The sequence below is a fragment of the Sutcliffiella horikoshii genome (assembly GCF_021991925.1).
GTDB lineage: Bacteria > Bacillota > Bacilli > Bacillales > Bacillaceae_I > Sutcliffiella_A > Sutcliffiella_A horikoshii_F.
Genome location: NZ_RXZI01000002.1, coordinates 548,761 through 565,710 on the forward strand (window position 1 = coordinate 548,761; position 16,950 = coordinate 565,710).

At 43.9% G+C, this 16,950-nt stretch carries 14 protein-coding genes; 10 read left to right on the forward strand and 4 right to left on the reverse strand.

What is annotated here, in order from left to right:
- Positions 1-59: 59 nt before the first annotated feature.
- From EKQ44_RS08035 to EKQ44_RS08045, 3 genes are all read left to right on the forward strand, one after another.
- The gene (locus EKQ44_RS08035) at positions 60-1,403 is read left to right on the forward strand and encodes a murein hydrolase activator EnvC family protein (RefSeq protein ID WP_237663035.1); all 1,344 of its coding nucleotides are present in this window, start codon (positions 60-62) and stop codon (positions 1,401-1,403) included.
- A 720-nt stretch (positions 1,404-2,123) separates the two neighbouring features.
- Entirely contained in the window at positions 2,124-3,602 is a 1,479-nt protein-coding gene (locus EKQ44_RS08040; RefSeq protein ID WP_237663036.1) for a S41 family peptidase, read from the forward strand.
- A gap of 87 nt (positions 3,603-3,689) precedes the next feature.
- On the forward strand, positions 3,690-4,886 hold the full coding sequence (locus EKQ44_RS08045) for a PDZ domain-containing protein (RefSeq protein ID WP_237663324.1): 1,197 nt from the start codon (positions 3,690-3,692) through the stop codon (positions 4,884-4,886).
- A 521-nt stretch (positions 4,887-5,407) separates the two neighbouring features.
- Here the strand turns inward: EKQ44_RS08045 and EKQ44_RS08050 are convergent.
- Entirely contained in the window at positions 5,408-6,028 is a 621-nt protein-coding gene (locus EKQ44_RS08050) for an NAD(P)-dependent oxidoreductase (protein WP_237663037.1), read from the reverse strand.
- A 168-nt stretch (positions 6,029-6,196) separates the two neighbouring features.
- Here EKQ44_RS08050 and EKQ44_RS08055 point away from each other — a divergent pair, with 168 nt between their 5' ends.
- Positions 6,197-7,204: a DUF1646 family protein gene (locus EKQ44_RS08055; RefSeq protein ID WP_237663038.1), complete on the forward strand. Its 1,008-nt coding sequence runs from the start codon at positions 6,197-6,199 to the stop codon at positions 7,202-7,204.
- Positions 7,205-7,337: 133 nt separating this feature from the next.
- Here the strand turns inward: EKQ44_RS08055 and EKQ44_RS08060 are convergent, their stop codons facing one another.
- Entirely contained in the window at positions 7,338-8,195 is an 858-nt protein-coding gene (locus tag EKQ44_RS08060) for a MurR/RpiR family transcriptional regulator (RefSeq protein WP_237663039.1), read from the reverse strand.
- Positions 8,196-8,366: 171 nt separating this feature from the next.
- Here EKQ44_RS08060 and gnd point away from each other — a divergent pair, with 171 nt between their 5' ends.
- The 3 genes from gnd (at position 8,367) to gntK (ending at position 12,834) form a co-directional block, all read left to right on the forward strand.
- Positions 8,367-9,263 carry a phosphogluconate dehydrogenase (NAD(+)-dependent, decarboxylating) gene (gnd, locus tag EKQ44_RS08065; RefSeq protein WP_237663040.1) on the forward strand — a complete coding sequence of 299 codons (897 nt, stop codon included), beginning with the start codon at positions 8,367-8,369 and terminating at the stop codon, positions 9,261-9,263.
- 241 nt (positions 9,264-9,504) lie between these two features.
- Positions 9,505-10,851 carry a GntP family permease gene (locus EKQ44_RS08070; protein WP_237663041.1) on the forward strand — a complete coding sequence of 449 codons (1,347 nt, stop codon included), beginning with the start codon at positions 9,505-9,507 and terminating at the stop codon, positions 10,849-10,851.
- 450 nt (positions 10,852-11,301) lie between these two features.
- Complete coding sequence (gene gntK, locus EKQ44_RS08075) at positions 11,302-12,834, forward strand: gluconokinase (RefSeq protein WP_237663042.1); 1,533 nt, start codon at positions 11,302-11,304, stop codon at positions 12,832-12,834.
- A gap of 181 nt (positions 12,835-13,015) precedes the next feature.
- Here gntK and EKQ44_RS08080 read toward each other — a convergent pair whose 3' ends face one another.
- The gene (locus EKQ44_RS08080) at positions 13,016-13,228 is read right to left on the reverse strand and encodes a hypothetical protein (RefSeq protein WP_237663043.1); all 213 of its coding nucleotides are present in this window, start codon (positions 13,226-13,228) and stop codon (positions 13,016-13,018) included.
- A gap of 150 nt (positions 13,229-13,378) precedes the next feature.
- Between EKQ44_RS08080 and EKQ44_RS08085 the strand changes: the two genes are divergently transcribed.
- The 3 genes from EKQ44_RS08085 (at position 13,379) to EKQ44_RS08095 (ending at position 16,262) form a co-directional block, all read left to right on the forward strand.
- On the forward strand, positions 13,379-14,956 hold the full coding sequence (locus EKQ44_RS08085) for a peptide chain release factor 3 (protein ID WP_237663044.1): 1,578 nt from the start codon (positions 13,379-13,381) through the stop codon (positions 14,954-14,956).
- Positions 14,957-15,497: 541 nt separating this feature from the next.
- On the forward strand, positions 15,498-15,920 hold the full coding sequence (locus EKQ44_RS08090; RefSeq protein ID WP_237663045.1) for a hypothetical protein: 423 nt from the start codon (positions 15,498-15,500) through the stop codon (positions 15,918-15,920).
- A gap of 117 nt (positions 15,921-16,037) precedes the next feature.
- Positions 16,038-16,262, forward strand: a complete 225-nt coding sequence (locus EKQ44_RS08095) for a DUF2198 family protein (protein ID WP_237663046.1) — start codon at positions 16,038-16,040, stop codon at positions 16,260-16,262.
- Between the two features lie 26 nt (positions 16,263-16,288).
- Here the strand turns inward: EKQ44_RS08095 and EKQ44_RS08100 are convergent, their stop codons facing one another.
- The gene (locus tag EKQ44_RS08100) at positions 16,289-16,792 is read right to left on the reverse strand and encodes a hypothetical protein (protein WP_237663047.1); all 504 of its coding nucleotides are present in this window, start codon (positions 16,790-16,792) and stop codon (positions 16,289-16,291) included.
- Positions 16,793-16,950 lie beyond the last annotated feature (158 nt).

The window sequence follows — 16,950 nt, forward strand, 5'->3', positions numbered from 1 at the left end:
GATAGGAGCATCCAATTTGTTCCTATTAGGATACATAAGAGTTTAGGGGGAAGTAAGGGATGAGAAGAAAGATTGGTACAATCGCTATTGCTGCAGTCATTGGCTTTTCCGGATTCTTCGCTTCAGGTGTAACCGAAAAAGCATTTGCAAATGAAATGCAGCAAAAGCTTAACGAAGTGAAAGATCAACAATCAACGAATGAATCCACTAGATCCGAAAAGAAAAACGAAGTTAATAAGTTACAGGCGGAGCAAGAAGAAATCAGAGCCGAAGTGGCACGCCTTGATAAAGCCGTAGCGGAAACGAAAAATAAAATCAGTGGCAAAAAAGAAGAAATTGACACTACTCGTAAAGAGATTGAGAAGTTAAAAGCAGAAATTGAAGTACTAAAAGAACGTATCGCAAAGAGAAATGAGCTTCTAGAAGATCGCGCTCGTTCCTTCCAACAGGGTGGAGGAGCCGTGAATTACTTAGATGTATTGTTAGGTGCACAAAGCTTTGGAGATTTTCTGGACCGCGTTGGTGCGGTAGCAACAATTGTTCAAGCCGATCGTGATATTCTACAAGCTCATCAAGAGGACATGCAGGCTCTAGAACAAAAAGAGCTGGAAATGCGTGAACAGCTTGCTTCCTTAGAGCAGCAGTTAATTGATTTGGAAAACATGGAAGTACAACTGAAGCAGCAAATCGCTGAAAAAGATAAGCTTTTAGCTGAACTAAAGAAAAAAGAACAAGCAACGATGCACGAAATCCATGAGCTTGAGAACGAAGCTGAAGTTCTAGCAGCTCAGGAACAAGCAATCCGCGCAGAAATCAAAGCGGCAGAAGAACGTGCCAAGCGTGAAGCAGAAGAACGCGCAAGACAAGAGAGAGAAAGAAAAGCCCTTGAAGAGCAACAACGTAAAGAGCAAGAAGCGGCAGCTGCCGCGGCAAAAGCTGCTGGTAAACCGGCACCACCACCAACTCAAGTATCATCACCGCCACCACCGGTTTCATCCGGATCTTGGACAAGACCGACAACTGGTAGCGTAACTTCCGGATTTGGTACTCGTTGGGGCTCCCATCACTACGGAATTGATGTCGGTAAAAATGGTAGAACTGGAAATGTACCAGTAGTGGCAGCAGGAAGTGGTACGGTATTCCAAGCTTACTACTCCAGCTCTTACGGTAATGTAGTATTCATCACGCACTACATTGATGGTCAAACTTGGACGACTGTATATGCCCACCTTGATAGCATGGCAGTAAGTGCGGGACAATCCGTATCCAAAGGCCAATTCATTGGTAACATGGGGAACACTGGATTCTCAACAGGCCCTCACTTGCACTTTGAGCTACACAAAGGCGGCTGGAATGGATCCAAGTCCAATGCAGTAAACCCTGCGTCTTATATCAACTTTTAACTTTTAAACCAACACAATCTCGCTGATGAGTTAAAGCGGCGGGGTTGTGTTTTTTCTTTTTCTATTTAGAAACCTATATTTATATAAGAGACTGTCTCCATTCTGCTCATATAATTCGAATGACGCCTGGTATAGCAGGAAAGTTGGGAGATTGTGCTTATAAAGCTGCAATGATACCCGGAACAACCGTAAAGCAGAAAAGATTGTCCGCATAGAGCTGCAATGACACCCGGAACAACCGTAAAGTAGAAAAGATTGTCCGCATAGAGCTGCAATGACACCCGGAACAACCGTAAAGTAGAGAAGATTGTCCGCATAAAGCTGCAATGACGCGCGGAACAACCGTAAAGCAGAAAAGATTGTCCACATAGAGTGGCTATGACACCTGTAGCAGCCGAAAAGTAAGGGAGATTGTCCACATACAATAATCTCAATTAAATGTTCCCCAAATCCATCCCAAATATCATAAGCATTTCCATATCCCCACACATATTTTCCCCACAACAACATATACTTACATTATGAAAGGCATTACACTACCCTGTGTGATGCCTTTTGTTACAAGGACGGACGAAATGGCAAGTGGGACAAGCGAACGAACTTGTCCCGCACTCCGTGGCCACTTACATAAGTTTTAATAATTTTCAACCAACGCCGGCTATGGTACAATTGCGTCATATCTAACGTTCGGTACGGGGTATAGGATGAGGAGGAGCTTTCATGAATCGCAAAATCGTTACAGTATTGATGGTTGTATCAGTTTTAGTTGGAGCAGCAGGAATGTATGCAGGACTACAATGGTTCGGACATGGGCAGGCTGCGGCGGTACCGTCCGTGCAAAACCCTCTGACGGATAACTCGGAGCAGGCGGCACCACAGGAAAAACCGAAAAATACAGAAGAGCAAATGGAAAAGATCCAACAGGCATATGAAATCATCTTCTCCCGTTATGTGGAAGAAACAGATTCAGAAAAGCTGATTGAAGGTGCCATTCAAGGGATGGTTAATACACTGGAGGATCCATACTCCGTGTATATGGATAAAGATACAGCAGAACAATTTACCCAATCACTTGAATCCTCTTTTGAGGGCATTGGGGCTGAAGTAGGCATGCAAAATGGAAAGGTGACGATCGTTTCACCATTCCGTGGTTCTCCTGCTGAAAAGGCAGGTTTGCAACCGAATGATCAGATCCTTAAGGTGGATGAAGAAGACATAGAAGGTTTGGATTTATATCAGGCTGTCCTTAAAATTCGTGGTGAAAAAGGAACGGTCGTTACGCTAGAAATTCAACGCCCGGGTGTACAGGAACCATTTAATGTGGACGTGACCCGTGATACGATCCCAATTGAAACGGTCTACTCTGAAACCATTGAACAAGATGGTAAAAAAGTGGGCTATATTCAAATCACCTCCTTCTCTCAAGATACTGGTAAGGACTTCCAGGAACAATTAGCCGCTCTTGAGAAAGAAAATATTGAAGGCCTGGTAGTTGATGTCCGTGGAAACCCTGGTGGACTTTTAGATCAGGTACAAATCATTGCCGCTGAGCTTGTCACAAAGGAAAAGCCTTATGTTCAAATCGAACAACGAAACGGTGAAAAACAACGCTTCTTCTCCTCCATGACAGAAAAGAAGCCTTATGACATCGTGACACTGATTGATAAGGGTAGTGCCTCTGCATCGGAAATCCTTGCAGGAGCCTTAAAAGAGGCAGGAAATTATGAGGTGATTGGTGATGCCTCATTCGGTAAAGGGACGGTTCAACAAGCCCTGGAACTTGGTGATGGCAGCAACTTGAAGCTGACTCTTTATAAGTGGTTGACACCTGATGGTAACTGGATTCACAACGACGGTGTGGAGCCGACCATACCTGTCAAACAGCCTGATTACTTCTATGCAAACCCAATCAACATGGAAGAGGATGAAGAGTTAGCCCTTGACACAAACAGTGAGAAAGTGAAAAACGTACAAGTGATGCTAAAAGGCCTTGGTTTTGATCCGGGACGTGAGGATGGTTATTTCAGCAAGGAAACAGAAGATGCGGTGAAATCCTTCCAAGCGAAGAATGATCTATCTACATCCGGTAAAGTCGATAGCCAGACAGCAGAACAGCTGCAAGCACAATTACTTGAAGCGGTACGCGCTAAAGAAAATGATGTTCAGCTAAAAGAAGCAATCAAAACATTGCTGAAATAAATTAAAGTCAGCTTCCGTTATGGTGGGAGCTGACTTTTTTGTGGTAAAATAAAAGAAAAGTTTGTTTGGTTAGGCGGTGTATGGGTGATGGAATCTTGGTTTTGGGAGTTACTGATAGGAGTGGGACGCCTTTTCATCCACCCTGTCCTTTATGTGACGTTAGCCGTTGCAGTAGTATTGGGATATTTTCGCGTTAAAAGAGAACGCTATGACTTTCATATAAGAGTGGAATACGGACTCACAGAGTTCCAAAAGGCATGCAAAAGCCTTTTGGTGGGACTTGCTTTATCTGTCCTCACAATTGGCTTAGGATTCGTTCTGCCATTCGGAGCGGTTGTCCTACTAAGCGTGTTTACGATTCTTTTTACACTTTTCATCAAGCCTAGATGGCTATCGACTGCTTACATATTCGGATTTTCCATGTTGGGTGTCGTTCTATTGCCAAAAATGGAAACTGGCATCACCATCATTCAGCGCTTATTTGATTCCTTGGAAGAGACGCATCTTCCCACTTTGGCACTGTTGATGGGGATTCTTATGATTGCAGAAGGTTTGTTTGTCTTAAAGCAGGCGCCGTTACAAACTTCCCCACAGCTTCAAAAAAGCAAACGGGGATTACCGGTCGGCACACATGTGGTCCAGCGCGTATGGATCCTGCCAATATTTCTTTTTGTCCCTATGGGGTCTGGCGGAATTCAAGCAAGCTTCGAGTGGTGGCCTGTGTTGCAGATGGGAGAACATACATTATCCTTGTGGCTCGTCCCGTTCAGCATGGGATATTATCAGCGTCTGAAGTCTAGTCTGCCGATGGATGTCATCCCACTTGTCGGCCGTCAGTTACTCTTGCTTGGAGTATTAACGCTGGCAATTAGTGTTGGAAGCTTTTGGTGGGAAAATGCCGCTATATTTGCAGCGGTCCTTGCAGTAGTGGGAAGAGAGTGGCTGAACTACAGAGCCAGAATGCAGGATGACAAGCACCAGCCAATTTTTGTTCAGCGAGATAAGGGACTTGTTATTCTAGGAGTCATCCCGGAAAGCCCTGCCGAAAAAATGAACCTTCATATTGGCGAAGTCATCACAAAAGTGAACAATATGCCGGTTAATACGGTGTCTAGTTTTTACGAAGCACTTCAACAAAACCGTGCTTTCTGCAAGCTACAGGTTTTGGATGCCAACGGTGAGGCACGGTTTGCACAATGTGCCTTGTACGAAAATGATCATCATGAGTTAGGTCTTTTATTTGTACAGGTCGGAAAGAAGTGGAAGCATACGGAAGCGGTATAATGTAAGATGTTCGAGAGGTTCTAAAATATCAGACAAATCGTACAGTAACCGTTGCAGAAATGGTAATGAAAGCAAATCAATATAATTAAGTGCCAACCAATTTGGTTGGCATTTTTTAAAGGATTTTTTTAGAAAGGCTCTGTAAAACGTCGCTGTTGATTTCCGCAATAGGCTTCGCTTTCCGCGGGGCGACCTTGAGCCTCCTCGTTTCACTGCGGGGTCTCAAGATTGTCGCTACTCTCCCGCTGGAGTCTACGCCTTTTGCTACAATCACCAGCTAGAAACAGGTTATTATCAACATCTAACTTTAACAAAGCCTTTAGAAAAGGAAAATTAGAGGAGACCTTCTACCACTTCAGCGTGATGTTCTACCACTTCCGAGTAATGTTCTACCGTTTAGATGAGACCTTCTACCACTTCGGCTTGATCTTCTACCACATCCGAGTAATGTTCTACAACTTAACACTTTTTTATTTTTCAACCATCCATATAATTCAATCCCAAAGTAGCTTGAGTGGTAATTAGTAGGCGATACCTACTCGAGAATTAATATAATCAATAGTATAAATTTGTCTCAAAGCAAATTCTGCTGTGTCCGGTACTGATATCTTAACTCCATCCACCGGCAAATAATTTTTTTCTATACGATAGTTGCCTATCCTTTCTCCATCTGGCAAATAAGTAGGACAAACAATTGTCCATTCGAGGGCTGACTGTTTGAGTATATTGTAAACTTTATGATGTTCTTCCGCTGCACGGGTTGATTTACGCTTTGATTCACTAGATTGATAACGTAAAGTATTGGGAGTGGATCTACTTTGCAGGATACCAGCTGTTCCTATCGTCACTATTCGTTTTATACCTTCGTGTTCCATTGCCTCGATAATAAGTGGCATACTTTCTGATAGGGTCGTTGTACCGTCTGTATTAAGTGCGCTAACAACCACATCACATCCATGTGCTGCAAATATGATATCTTCTTTATTTAAAACATTCCCTTGAATAATGGATAAATTTTCATTATCTATTTGTACCTTTTCTGGAGTACGAACTAATACATTAAGATGATGTCCTTCTAAAAGGGCGTAATTGACTATATGACTTCCGACTCGTCCGGTTGCACCTAGAAGTAAAATATTCATAAGGTTGGGCCTCCTTTTGCAAATACTGATAGTTTACTATAAATAGAGTTGTTCGACTATGATTACATTCGAACCGCAGTAAACATTGTAACAGGCATGTTTGTCCAATTAATGCATATACATGAACCGTTATCTAAAGAATTTCTTCAGACAACGGGAGTGTGAAAAATGGATTTCGGGTTGATATCGATTTTTCTGGTGGTTTTATTGGGACCTTTACTTGTCAAAAAAATAGAAGAAAATATGGAAGTTTTTTTACTGAGCATGGGAATACTTGCAAGCATGGTAAGTGGTGTCTACAATGAACGGCTATTCTTCATGGCTGCAACCGACCCCATATTCATATCACTTGCCGTCTTAGTCGCAGGCCTACTATTTAGATGGATGCAGATGCCGTTTAGCCGGATTCTCCACTTTTTGAAAAGCAGGGTTCCATTCAAAATGTTTATTTTTCTACTTGTCGTATTTCTTGGTTTGATTTCAAGTGTCATTACCGCTATTATTGCTGCGCTTCTTTTGGTGTTCATAGTGGTAGGGATAGAGCTTGAAAAGAGAGAGCAAATAAAGCTTACAGTGCTTGCTTGTTTTTCCATAGGGTTGGGTGCAGCTCTGACGCCGATTGGAGAGCCGTTATCCATCGTGACAATCAGTAAGCTGAACGGGGATTTCTTTTACCTGCTGAGGCTGGTGGGCAAGGATATCCTAATCGCCTTGTTCTTATTCGGATTGCTTGCTGCCTTTATGGTCAAAGCACCAGGACTTAACGATTTGAAGCGGAGTATGAAGGACCAGGAAAGCTATGAAGAAATCTTTATTCGTGGCTTGAAAATTTACTTTTTTGTAATGGGACTGACCTTTCTTGGTGCGGGATTTGAACCGTTTGTCTCCGCCTACTTTTTAGGAATGGACCCTTCCGTCTTATATTGGTTCAATATGTCCTCCGCCATTTTGGATAACGCGACACTCGCCGCTGCAGAAATCAGTCCCGAGCTGGATCCATCCATCATTCGCATCATTTTGCTTGGTCTCATGATTAGTGGGGGAATGTTGGTGCCTGGGAACATCCCAAATATCATTGCTGCTGGGAAGCTTGGTATAACAAGTAAAGAGTGGGCACGCCACGGTGTCCCTGTAGGCATTTGTGCGATGGTGGTTTATTATTTCGTGGTGGTCTGAGAATGAAGACAATCTTGATGAAAAAAACGGGGAAACTGTCTTCATAGATCATGGATGTTATCCCTAAAAGTTATTCCGTAAAAATAAAGGCTGGCTAGATGTCGATAACCTACGACAAACTAGCCAGCCTTTATTAAATACGCTTCACAGATATCGCCGCACGTACCTTCTGCAGCGCCTCTTTTCCCTCGTCTTTCTTCGCCATCAGTACATTGACATAGATGGCATCAATCATGGCAAGCTGGGCGATCCGGGAAGCCAATGCCTCTGAGCGATAATCCGTTTCCTCTGACATCGTATAGAGGGCAATATCGACGCCCTGGCTAAGGGGCGATTTGGCAAAGTTCGTGATGCCGATCGTTTTGACGCCGTTTGCTTTCACCACTTCGAGAATATGCATCATATCCTTAGACGCTCCAGTATGCGATATGATGATGGCAACGTCCTCATCTGTCAGTTGACTGGCAGACATAAGTTGCATGTGGGTGTCGGACTGAACGTTCACAGAAACCCCTGTACGGATAAGTTTATGGTAGGCATCCAATGCAATGACATTGGATCCGCCGCTGCCAAACAATTCGACTTTGCGAGCTCCAAGAATGGCGCTTATCACCTCGTGAAAAGCCTGATCATCAAGGATTTTAAGAGTGTCTTCCAGTGTTTTTATATTGGAGCGAAAAACTTTTTCCGCAATCGTTTTTTCGCTGTCATGCTCCATGATATTTTCATGAATATCTTGAATGGGCTCCACAATTTCCGTTGCGAGTGCAATTTTCATCGCCTGGTAGCCTTTAAAGCCGATTCGCTGACAGAAACGGAAAACAGTAGAATCCGCCACACCGAGGTCATCGGCAACCTGATTGATGGTGCTATGGACAATTTTCTGTGGATTATTGAGGATATAGTCCGCGATGACTTGCTCCTTCCCCCTGAACTGTGGATAGTGGGAACGTATGCGCATCATGCAGTATTGTGTTTCTTGCCTGTTCATGGTGCGACCCTCCAGAAATAGTAATCTACTATCTATCATAAAGAGGTTTCAAAAAAAAAGAAACTATTTTTTGATAACGCTTGCATTTTGGGGAATTTTTTTTCATAATAGTGACATGTTAAAAAAAATTTTTCCTCAATAAGGAATGTATACGAAGGAGTTTTACAGTTTATGAAACTAGCAATGATTGGTTTAGGCAAAATGGGCTATAATTTGACGTTGAATTTAATAGATAACAAGCATGAGGTTGTTGCTTTTGATGTGGACAAAGAAAACGTTGTCAAAAGCGAAAAGGCTGGCGCAGTCGGTGCTTACTCGATTGAGGAAGCTCTAGGCAAGCTGGAATCCCCGAAAGTGATATGGATGATGGTACCTGCTGGGGAGATCACCGAAAGCGTACTTTCAGTGATTACTGATTTCGTAAAGGAGGGGGACATTATCATCGACGGTGGTAACTCCAACTATAAAGACACATTAAAGCGTGCAGAAGCGCTTGCTGCAAAAGGCGTCCACTACTTGGATGTGGGGACAAGCGGCGGTATGGAAGGCGCTCGAAATGGAGCATGCACGATGATCGGCGGCAATGAAGAGGCATTCAAGCATGTAGAAGCGTTATTCCAAGATATTTGTGTAGAGAACGGCTACTTATATGCCGGAAAGTCCGGTAGCGGCCACTTCTTGAAAATGGTCCACAATGGCGTGGAGTACGGCATGATGCAAGCAATCGCAGAAGGCTTCGACATTTTAGAAAAAAGTGATTTTGATTTTGACTATGAAAAGGTTGCAAGAGTATGGAACAACGGATCAGTCGTACGCTCATGGCTGATGGAACTAACCGAAAATGCATTCAGCAAGGATGCACGACTAGAAGGAATCAAAGGCGTTATGCATTCATCGGGTGAGGGTAAATGGACAGTAGAAACAGCCCTTGACCTCCAAGCGGCAGCACCAGTCATTGCCCTATCCCTAATGATGCGCTACCGTTCCCTAGAGCCGGACACCTTCTCCGGAAAAGTAGTAGCAGCCCTCCGCAACGAATTCGGCGGCCATGCAGTCGAGAAGAACTAAGGCTTGTTAGATTCGTTGAAAACGAGAGACGTTATTTTAAATGAATATCCCTCCTGATGACTGGAGTGCAAGGTGTGAGACTCCTGCGGGGGGAAACGGTAGCTTGAGACCCCACAACGAAGTGAGGAGGCTCAAGCACCGTCCCGTGGAAAGCGAACACCTGGAACGAAAGTCATCAGGAAGTAAACGTAAAAACATTATTTTTTCTAAATAAAGGTATTTAAAAAGGAGGAAACAAACCATGTCAGGATCCATGCTAATCCTAATTGCAGCAGCCGCCATATTCGTGCTATTATTCCTAGTCATCCGTACAAAACTACACGCATTCGTAGCCCTGCTACTTGTCAGTTTACTAGTAGGTATCGCAGCAGGCATGCCACTAAACGAAGTCATATCATCCGTCCAGAACGGGATGGGAGGCACCCTCGGCTTCGTTGCAGTCGTAGTCGGACTTGGTGCCATGTTCGGTAAAATGCTAGAAGTCTCAGGAGGAGCAGAAAGACTAGCTCAAACCTTGATGAAGAAATTTGGAGAAGACAAGTCCCAATGGGCACTTGGTATCACAGGTTTCTTAGTGGCAATCCCGGTCTTCTTTGATGTAGGTTTCATCATTTTAGTGCCAATCGTTTATGGCTTAGCCAAAAAAACAGGAAAGTCCCTTTTACACTACGGTATTCCATTACTGGCTGGTCTTGCTGTAACGCACAGCTTCATCCCGCCGACTCCGGGACCGATTGCGGTTGCTGACCTAATCGGCGCAGATCTTGGTTGGGTTATCTTATTTGGTGTTATCGCTGGTATTCCAGCCATGATTTTAGCTGGACCGGTGTTCGGTAAATATATTGGTAAGAAAATTCATGTTGTGGTTCCAAAGTACATGGAAATCGATGAAGACAAGGTATATGACAAAGATCTACCAGGCTTCGGATTGATCGCATCCATCATTTTAGTACCTTTAGTATTGATTTTAGTGAATACGTTTTCAACGGTCATTTATGAGGAAGGTCATATTGTTCGTGAGATTACGACATTTGTCGGTCACCCATTCGTAGCATTGACGATCGCAACTTTATTGACATTCTACTTCCTTGGAACAAAGCGCGGCTATACGAAACAAGATGTACAAGATATTGCGACAAAAGCGCTTGAGCCAGCTGGTATCATCATCCTTGTAACTGGTGCCGGTGGGGTATTCAAGCAAGTATTGATCGATTCTGGTGTTGGTGATGTTCTTGGTGAAATGATGGCAGGTTCTGCATTGCCTCCAATCGTTCTCGCGTTCTTGATCGCAGCGGCAGTTCGTGTGGCCCAAGGTTCCGCGACGGTATCCATGGTGACGGCAGCAGGTCTGATCACACCGCTTATCGGAATCATGGGTCTTGAAGGACCTGTGCTTGGTCTGATCGTTATCTCGATCGCTTCCGGTGCAACGGTTCTATCCCACGTAAACGACTCTGGTTTCTGGTTGGTGAACAGATACTTCGGCCTTGATGTAAAAGACACCTTGAAGTCCTGGACCATGATGGAAACAATCATCGGACTTGTCGGTTTTGCAGTAGCGGTAACTCTTGGTATATTTATAGGGTAAGCTTTGATAAGGATATTGTTGAATGCAGAGAGTCTTATAGCTGTTGATTGGAGCTAGGGCGTAGACTCCAGGGGGAAGTAGCGCTTAGAGGAGACCCCGCAGGCAAAGCCGAGGAGGCTCCGCAAGCGCCCCGTGGAAAGCGAAGCCCGGCGCGCAAATCAACAGCGGTGTTTAACAAAGCCTTAGGATAAGTTAAAGTTGGGTCAAGGATCTATTTCCTTGGCCCGTTGTGATTTTGAATGGCTCTTTTCTCAAAGATTGTTGCTATTAACTTGTAAAAAGTCGGCAATTGGACTTTTTACGGCTTAGTCACTCTAAATGATTGCAAATAGTATTTCTACCTACAGCAAGGAAAAGAGCACGACAGTAAGGAAAATAACGGTTGATACATCAATACGGAAAAGAAACAAAGTTTACGAAAACAGTCTTTAAATCAAGGAGGAAGACACCATGACAACATACATGCTAGGCGTTGATATAGGAACGACAAGCACCAAGGCAGTTCTTTTTACAAAGGACGGAAAAGTACGGAGCCAACATGCGGTCGAATATCCACTTTACACTCCTGAAATGGGAGCGGCCGAGCAGGATCCCGACGTAATTCTGGCAGCTGTGGCTGTTTCCATTAGGGAAGCGGTCATGCTTGGTGGCATAGATACTGCAGAACTATCGCACATCAGCTTTAGTGCTGCGATGCACAGTTTAATAGCAGTAGATGATAATGGGACGCCACTGACCAAAAGCATTACATGGGCTGACCAGCGCAGTGAGAAGTGGGCAAAAAAAATTAAGAATGAATGGAATGGTCATGAGATCTATCGGAGAACAGGAACACCAATTCATCCCATGTCCCCCTTGGCTAAACTAGTCTGGTTGCGGAACGAGTACCCTGTTATTTTTGAAAAAGCATATAAATTTATTTCTATAAAAGAGTACGTCTTCTACAAACTCTTTGGAGAATATGTTGTGGACCATTCCATTACGTCGGCAACAGGAATGCTGAACCTGGAAAAATTGGATTGGGATGCAGGAGCACTTGGAGTTGCCGGTGTGACACCAGGCAAACTATCTCGCCTTGTGCCGACAACGGAAATAATCACAGGATTAAAAACAGAATGGGCTGTAAAACTGGGCTTGCCTGCTGATGTGAAATTTGTAATAGGGGCAAACGATGGCGTTCTTTCCAACCTTGGGGTGAACGCGGTCCAGCCAGGCGTGGTGGCACTGACCATCGGAACAAGCGGAGCAATCCGCACCGTTGCGGACAAGCCTGTAACCGATCCAAAGGGAAGAACTTTCTGCTATGCGCTAACAGAAGACCATTGGGTAATTGGCGGACCAGTCAACAATGGCGGCATGATCATGCGCTGGCTTCGTGATGAATTTTGTCAAGCGGAAGTGGAAGAGGCAAAAGCCCTTGGAGTCGATCCTTATGATGTCATGACAGCTAAAATAGCCCAAGTGAAACCTGGTGCAGAAGGCGTCCTCTTTCACCCTTACCTAACAGGTGAACGCGCACCATTATGGAACGGAAATGCGCGTGGATCCTTTTACGGACTTGGCATCCACCATAAAAGGGAGCACATGATGCGCGCCGTGTTAGAAGGAATCAACCTTAATCTTTATACGGTATTGTTGGCGTTGGAAGAGATCATCGGCATTCCTGAGAAAATCCACGCCACAGGCGGGTTTGCTCGTTCAGAAGTTTGGTGCCAGATGCTTTCCAACATATTCAACCAGGAAGTAAGCATTCCGGAAAGTGTGGAAAGTTCCTGCTTAGGTGCTGCGGTGCTTGGGTTGTATGCACTGGGTGAAATCGATTCGTTTGATGTGATGAACGAGATGGTGGGGACGACGAATGGGTATGTGCCTGACCAGAAGGAAGTGGAAGTGTACAAAGAGTTGACTCCGTTATTCATCCGATTGAGCCGATTGTATGAGCAAGAATTTGATGCGGTAGTGGCGTTTCAGCAGAGGAAATAAGGGAATCGCTATGCGGTTGATTTTCGTTCCAGGCGCTTCGCTTGCCTGCGGGCGGTCCGGGAGCCTCCTCACTTCGTTGCGGGGTCTCCCCTGTCCCTTCCTCCCGCGGGCGTCTGCGCGCCTTTCACTACAATCAACTGGAAATTGCATTAATTTCTGCACAACTCTCTTTCTGTTAATTTTATATGCAAAAATAAAGAACGACATTCTCTCGGTCACCACCATAGCGAGATTGTCGTTCTTTTTTGTACAGCTGATTCAATTTTTCTTTTTTCGTTTTGGTTGTTTTTGTTGTGAGGTTTGCAAGGGCGTAAGTACCGCGGCCGTTATCTGGATTGCGCTTACCTTCGCGGACAAGTCTATCACGTAGCTTTTTTGCTTTACTTTTTGCCAAAATGATCACTCCTAACATATATTTACAAAGAGTATACCCGAGAATAGGAATATTGGAAATAGGTTTTCGTTGGATTGCTATATTTTTCTCAAGCTGATTTCTGTTATAATAGCACTATTGTGTAATTTTTGAGAGGTAGGTACGGAAACTGTGAAAAATGAACTTTTAAATAAAGAGATAGACCGCCGCAGAACCTTTGCGATTATATCCCACCCGGATGCCGGGAAAACAACCTTGACGGAGAAGCTTCTTTTATTCGGAAACGTTATTCGTTCAGCAGGTACGGTAAAAGGGAAAAAGTCCGGCAAATTTGCAACATCTGATTGGATGGAAATTGAGAAGAAGCGTGGAATTTCCGTAACGTCGAGTGTTATGAGTTTTGAATACATGGATAAGCACATCAATATCTTGGATACTCCAGGACACGAAGATTTCAGTGAAGATACGTATCGTACGTTGACTGCCGTGGACAGTGCTGTGATGATCATCGACTGTACTAAAGGGGTCGAGCCACAAACCATCAAGCTTTTCAAGGTTTGTCGTATGCGTGGTATCCCGATTTTTACGTTCATCAACAAGTTGGACCGTGAAGGGAAAGAGCCGCTTGCGCTGTTGGAAGAGATTGAAGAAGTACTGGGCATCGAATCTTATGCGATGAACTGGCCGGTTGGAATGGGGAAACGCTTCTTGGGTGTTTACGACCGTTACAATGAAGTGTTCATCCGTTATCAAGGAAAAGATGAAGAAGACCGCATTCCATTCAAGGAACTGGATGCTGTCGAGGAAATCTCTACTCACCCGACTTTTATCCAAGCAAAAGAGGACTTCGAATTGTTGGAAGAGGCCGGAAATGATTTTGATATCAACAAGGTGAAGAATGGTTTACAGACTCCTGTATTCTTCGGAAGTGCCATCTCCAACTTTGGTGTAGAAATGTTCTTCCGTACGTTCTTAGATTTAGCTAGTGAGCCGCAGCCCCGTCAAACAGAGATAGAGAAGATTGAGCCGAAATCTACCGAGTTCTCCGGATTTATTTTCAAAATCCAGGCTAATATGAACCCGGCGCACCGAGATCGTCTTGCATTCTTGAGAATCTGTTCCGGTGTGTTTGAGCGTGGAATGACGGTAACGGTAAGTAGAACCGGAAAGTCCATTAAGTTGACGCAGTCCCAACAATTCTTGGCATCCGACCGTGAAACGGTGGATCACGCTTACCCTGGTGACATCATCGGTATTTATGATCCAGGTGTGTATCAGATTGGCGACTCTCTATTCAGCGGTGGCAGTCAAAAAGTCGAATTTGATGAGATCCCAACTTTTGCCCCTGAGCTTTTTGTAAGAGTGGAAGCGAAGAACGTCATGAAAGGGAAGCAGTTTGGAAAAGGAATCACCCAGCTTGTGCAGGAGGGTGCCATCCAGTTGTTCCGTCAATACGGTACAGAGGCCTACATTCTTGGAGCGGTTGGGCAGCTTCAATTGGACGTATTCGAGTACCGCATGAAAGGCGAGTATAATGTGGAAGTTGTCTATAACATGATTGGCTCGAAAATTCCACGTTGGTTGGAGAGCCAGGATGTGGATACGACGTTGTTTGACTCACGTAATATCCTGGTGAAGGATCGAAATGACCAGTATGTTGCGCTATTTGATAATGACTTCTCGTTACGATGGTTCCAGGATAAAAATCCAAAAATCGGCTTGATTGATATTATGGCGGAAGAGGATTGATTCTTTAAAGATTTATAATAGGAAGCTCAGAATACCCTTTTATTCAGGGTGTTTTGGGCTTTTTTGTTGTGTTTGGGGGATGAAGAGTTGAGTAGAGGAGTTTTCAGGTGGGAGAGATTTCATGAGGGGGATGAGGACAATTCTGAGTAGCTTTTGGTTTTGAGATTGTCATCATAAGAGGGATTAAGACAATTCTGAAGGGAAATTTGGATTGAGATTGTCATTAGAAGGCGGATGAAGACAATTCTGGAGGGGAATTTGGATTGAGATTGTCATTAGAAGGCGGATGAAGACAATTCTGGAGGGGAATTTGGATTGAGATTGTCATTATAAAGGGGATGAAGACAATTCCGAGGAGAAATTTGTTTTGAGATTGTCATTGTCATCAAAAGGATGAAGACAACTCAGAGTGGAATTTTTGCCGTGAAACTGTCTTCATCTCTGCCTTCTCGATTTATAAGCAAGTTGAGGTGAAATCCTTAAGAATCCTGCTTTCCTGCCGATATAAAAAACAAAAAGGGCGGTAGTAGGGGGACTTAGGGTGAGCGATCAGAAGGAAAAACTAATGTGGCTAGGACTCTATCGAACGAGGCATTTTGTTGTCGGTGGAATGACGATTTTACAGGTGAACGGTCGGGAAGTGACAACAGGAAGTACAAAGGTGTTCGTGGAAGAGCTGAATATGGAAAAATTGCGATTTATCAGTCGCGTACAAATACCGGAAAATAGCGATTTAGTTTTAGGATTGAAATTCATGATTTCGAATCAGGTACTCGAATTCAAAGCCAACATTCTCGGAGTCCAGTCAAATGTCAAAAAAAGACGGTACACCTATCTGGTCGAGTTTGTGATTGAAAACGATGATGATAGGCAATCAATCCTCACCTTTGTAAATAAGATACAGCTTGCGAACAAGCAAAAGAAATTGAGAAGTGTGACAGAGATAGCTGTAGAGGTTGAGTGAGGAGTAGCGGAGAAGCCCCAGAAAAAAGCTACAGTTTAATTGTTTTATAAGAAGGGATAAAAACTGCTATACTGACAATAGATGATTTTCGGAAAAGATAGAAAAGAGGTTTTCAGATTGTTGGTAAAGCTGATTTTGGCAATAATAATTCCCGCATTACTTGTTGTCCTGTTTACACGTGTGACCTATAGCTTATATGTTGGAACAGGTTTGGCAGTGGCCCTTATTTTAGTTTCCATCTTTAAGGGACATGGAAATGAGTGGTATGTCATCTTGATTGATATAGTTTCGCTTGTGGTCGGATTTTTGTATGCAAAGCGCATGGTAGGGAAGTTTAAATAGACAAAAGAGGGAGCGGCATTTCCGGATTACGGAATGTCTGCTCCCTCTTTTGCTTGTTGTGCTGCTTGTTGGAATGTGGCTAAGGCTTCTTGTTCGTCTTTCGTAGTCTTTTCAAGCTTTGCAGGCCTTACCACCCAAAGTGGGTCTTTTCCGAATGTCTCTCCGTAACCGGTTAGGACGCCTGTAAAGGTAAGAACATCCCCAACTTGTGGAGGAGTTTCAAGCTCGTCAGCGAAAGTGACAAGGATGGCTGGAAGAAGCGGTTCCTGCAACTCATAAGTTGAATTGTTTTCCACGCGTGTAACCGTCGCAGTCCACCTTACGGATTTATCTTTATTGGCTTTGATAAAATCATGAACATACTCTCCATTTACTTCACTGTAGGTTAGTTCTTCCTGTGGATTATCCAATGCCCGATCATCTAAATAGGATAAGTCCATTGTTTCTTCGGGTATATCGTTGAACGAGCAGCCCGACATCAACATCATCACCAAAAAGAACATCATTTTTCCGCCAAAAAACTTTTTCATCACAAATCTCCCCAAAAACAGTTTCCGATTCTAAATACATGATAATGATAAGAATATAGAAAACAACCATTAAACGCAACAGAGACGGGTATAGAGAAAGAAGAGGGTTTCGACGCGGAGGGAGAAATTCCTGTGGGGGTCTGACCCCCCACAGGAAT

Bases quoted from the DNA above. Each gene is read 5' to 3' on its own strand.
- EKQ44_RS08035 (WP_237663035.1), top strand. From the start codon at position 60: ATGAGAAGAAAGATTGGTACAATCGCTATTGCTGCAGTCATTGGCTTT.
- EKQ44_RS08040 (WP_237663036.1), top strand. From the start codon at position 2,124: ATGAATCGCAAAATCGTTACAGTATTGATGGTTGTATCAGTTTTAGTT.
- EKQ44_RS08045 (WP_237663324.1), top strand. From the start codon at position 3,690: ATGGAATCTTGGTTTTGGGAGTTACTGATAGGAGTGGGACGCCTTTTC.
- EKQ44_RS08050 (WP_237663037.1), bottom strand. From the start codon at position 6,028: ATGAATATTTTACTTCTAGGTGCAACCGGACGAGTCGGAAGTCATATA.
- EKQ44_RS08055 (WP_237663038.1), top strand. From the start codon at position 6,197: ATGGATTTCGGGTTGATATCGATTTTTCTGGTGGTTTTATTGGGACCT.
- EKQ44_RS08060 (WP_237663039.1), bottom strand. From the start codon at position 8,195: ATGAACAGGCAAGAAACACAATACTGCATGATGCGCATACGTTCCCAC.
- gnd (WP_237663040.1), top strand. From the start codon at position 8,367: ATGAAACTAGCAATGATTGGTTTAGGCAAAATGGGCTATAATTTGACG.
- EKQ44_RS08070 (WP_237663041.1), top strand. From the start codon at position 9,505: ATGTCAGGATCCATGCTAATCCTAATTGCAGCAGCCGCCATATTCGTG.
- gntK (WP_237663042.1), top strand. From the start codon at position 11,302: ATGACAACATACATGCTAGGCGTTGATATAGGAACGACAAGCACCAAG.
- EKQ44_RS08100 (WP_237663047.1), bottom strand. From the start codon at position 16,792: ATGAAAAAGTTTTTTGGCGGAAAAATGATGTTCTTTTTGGTGATGATG.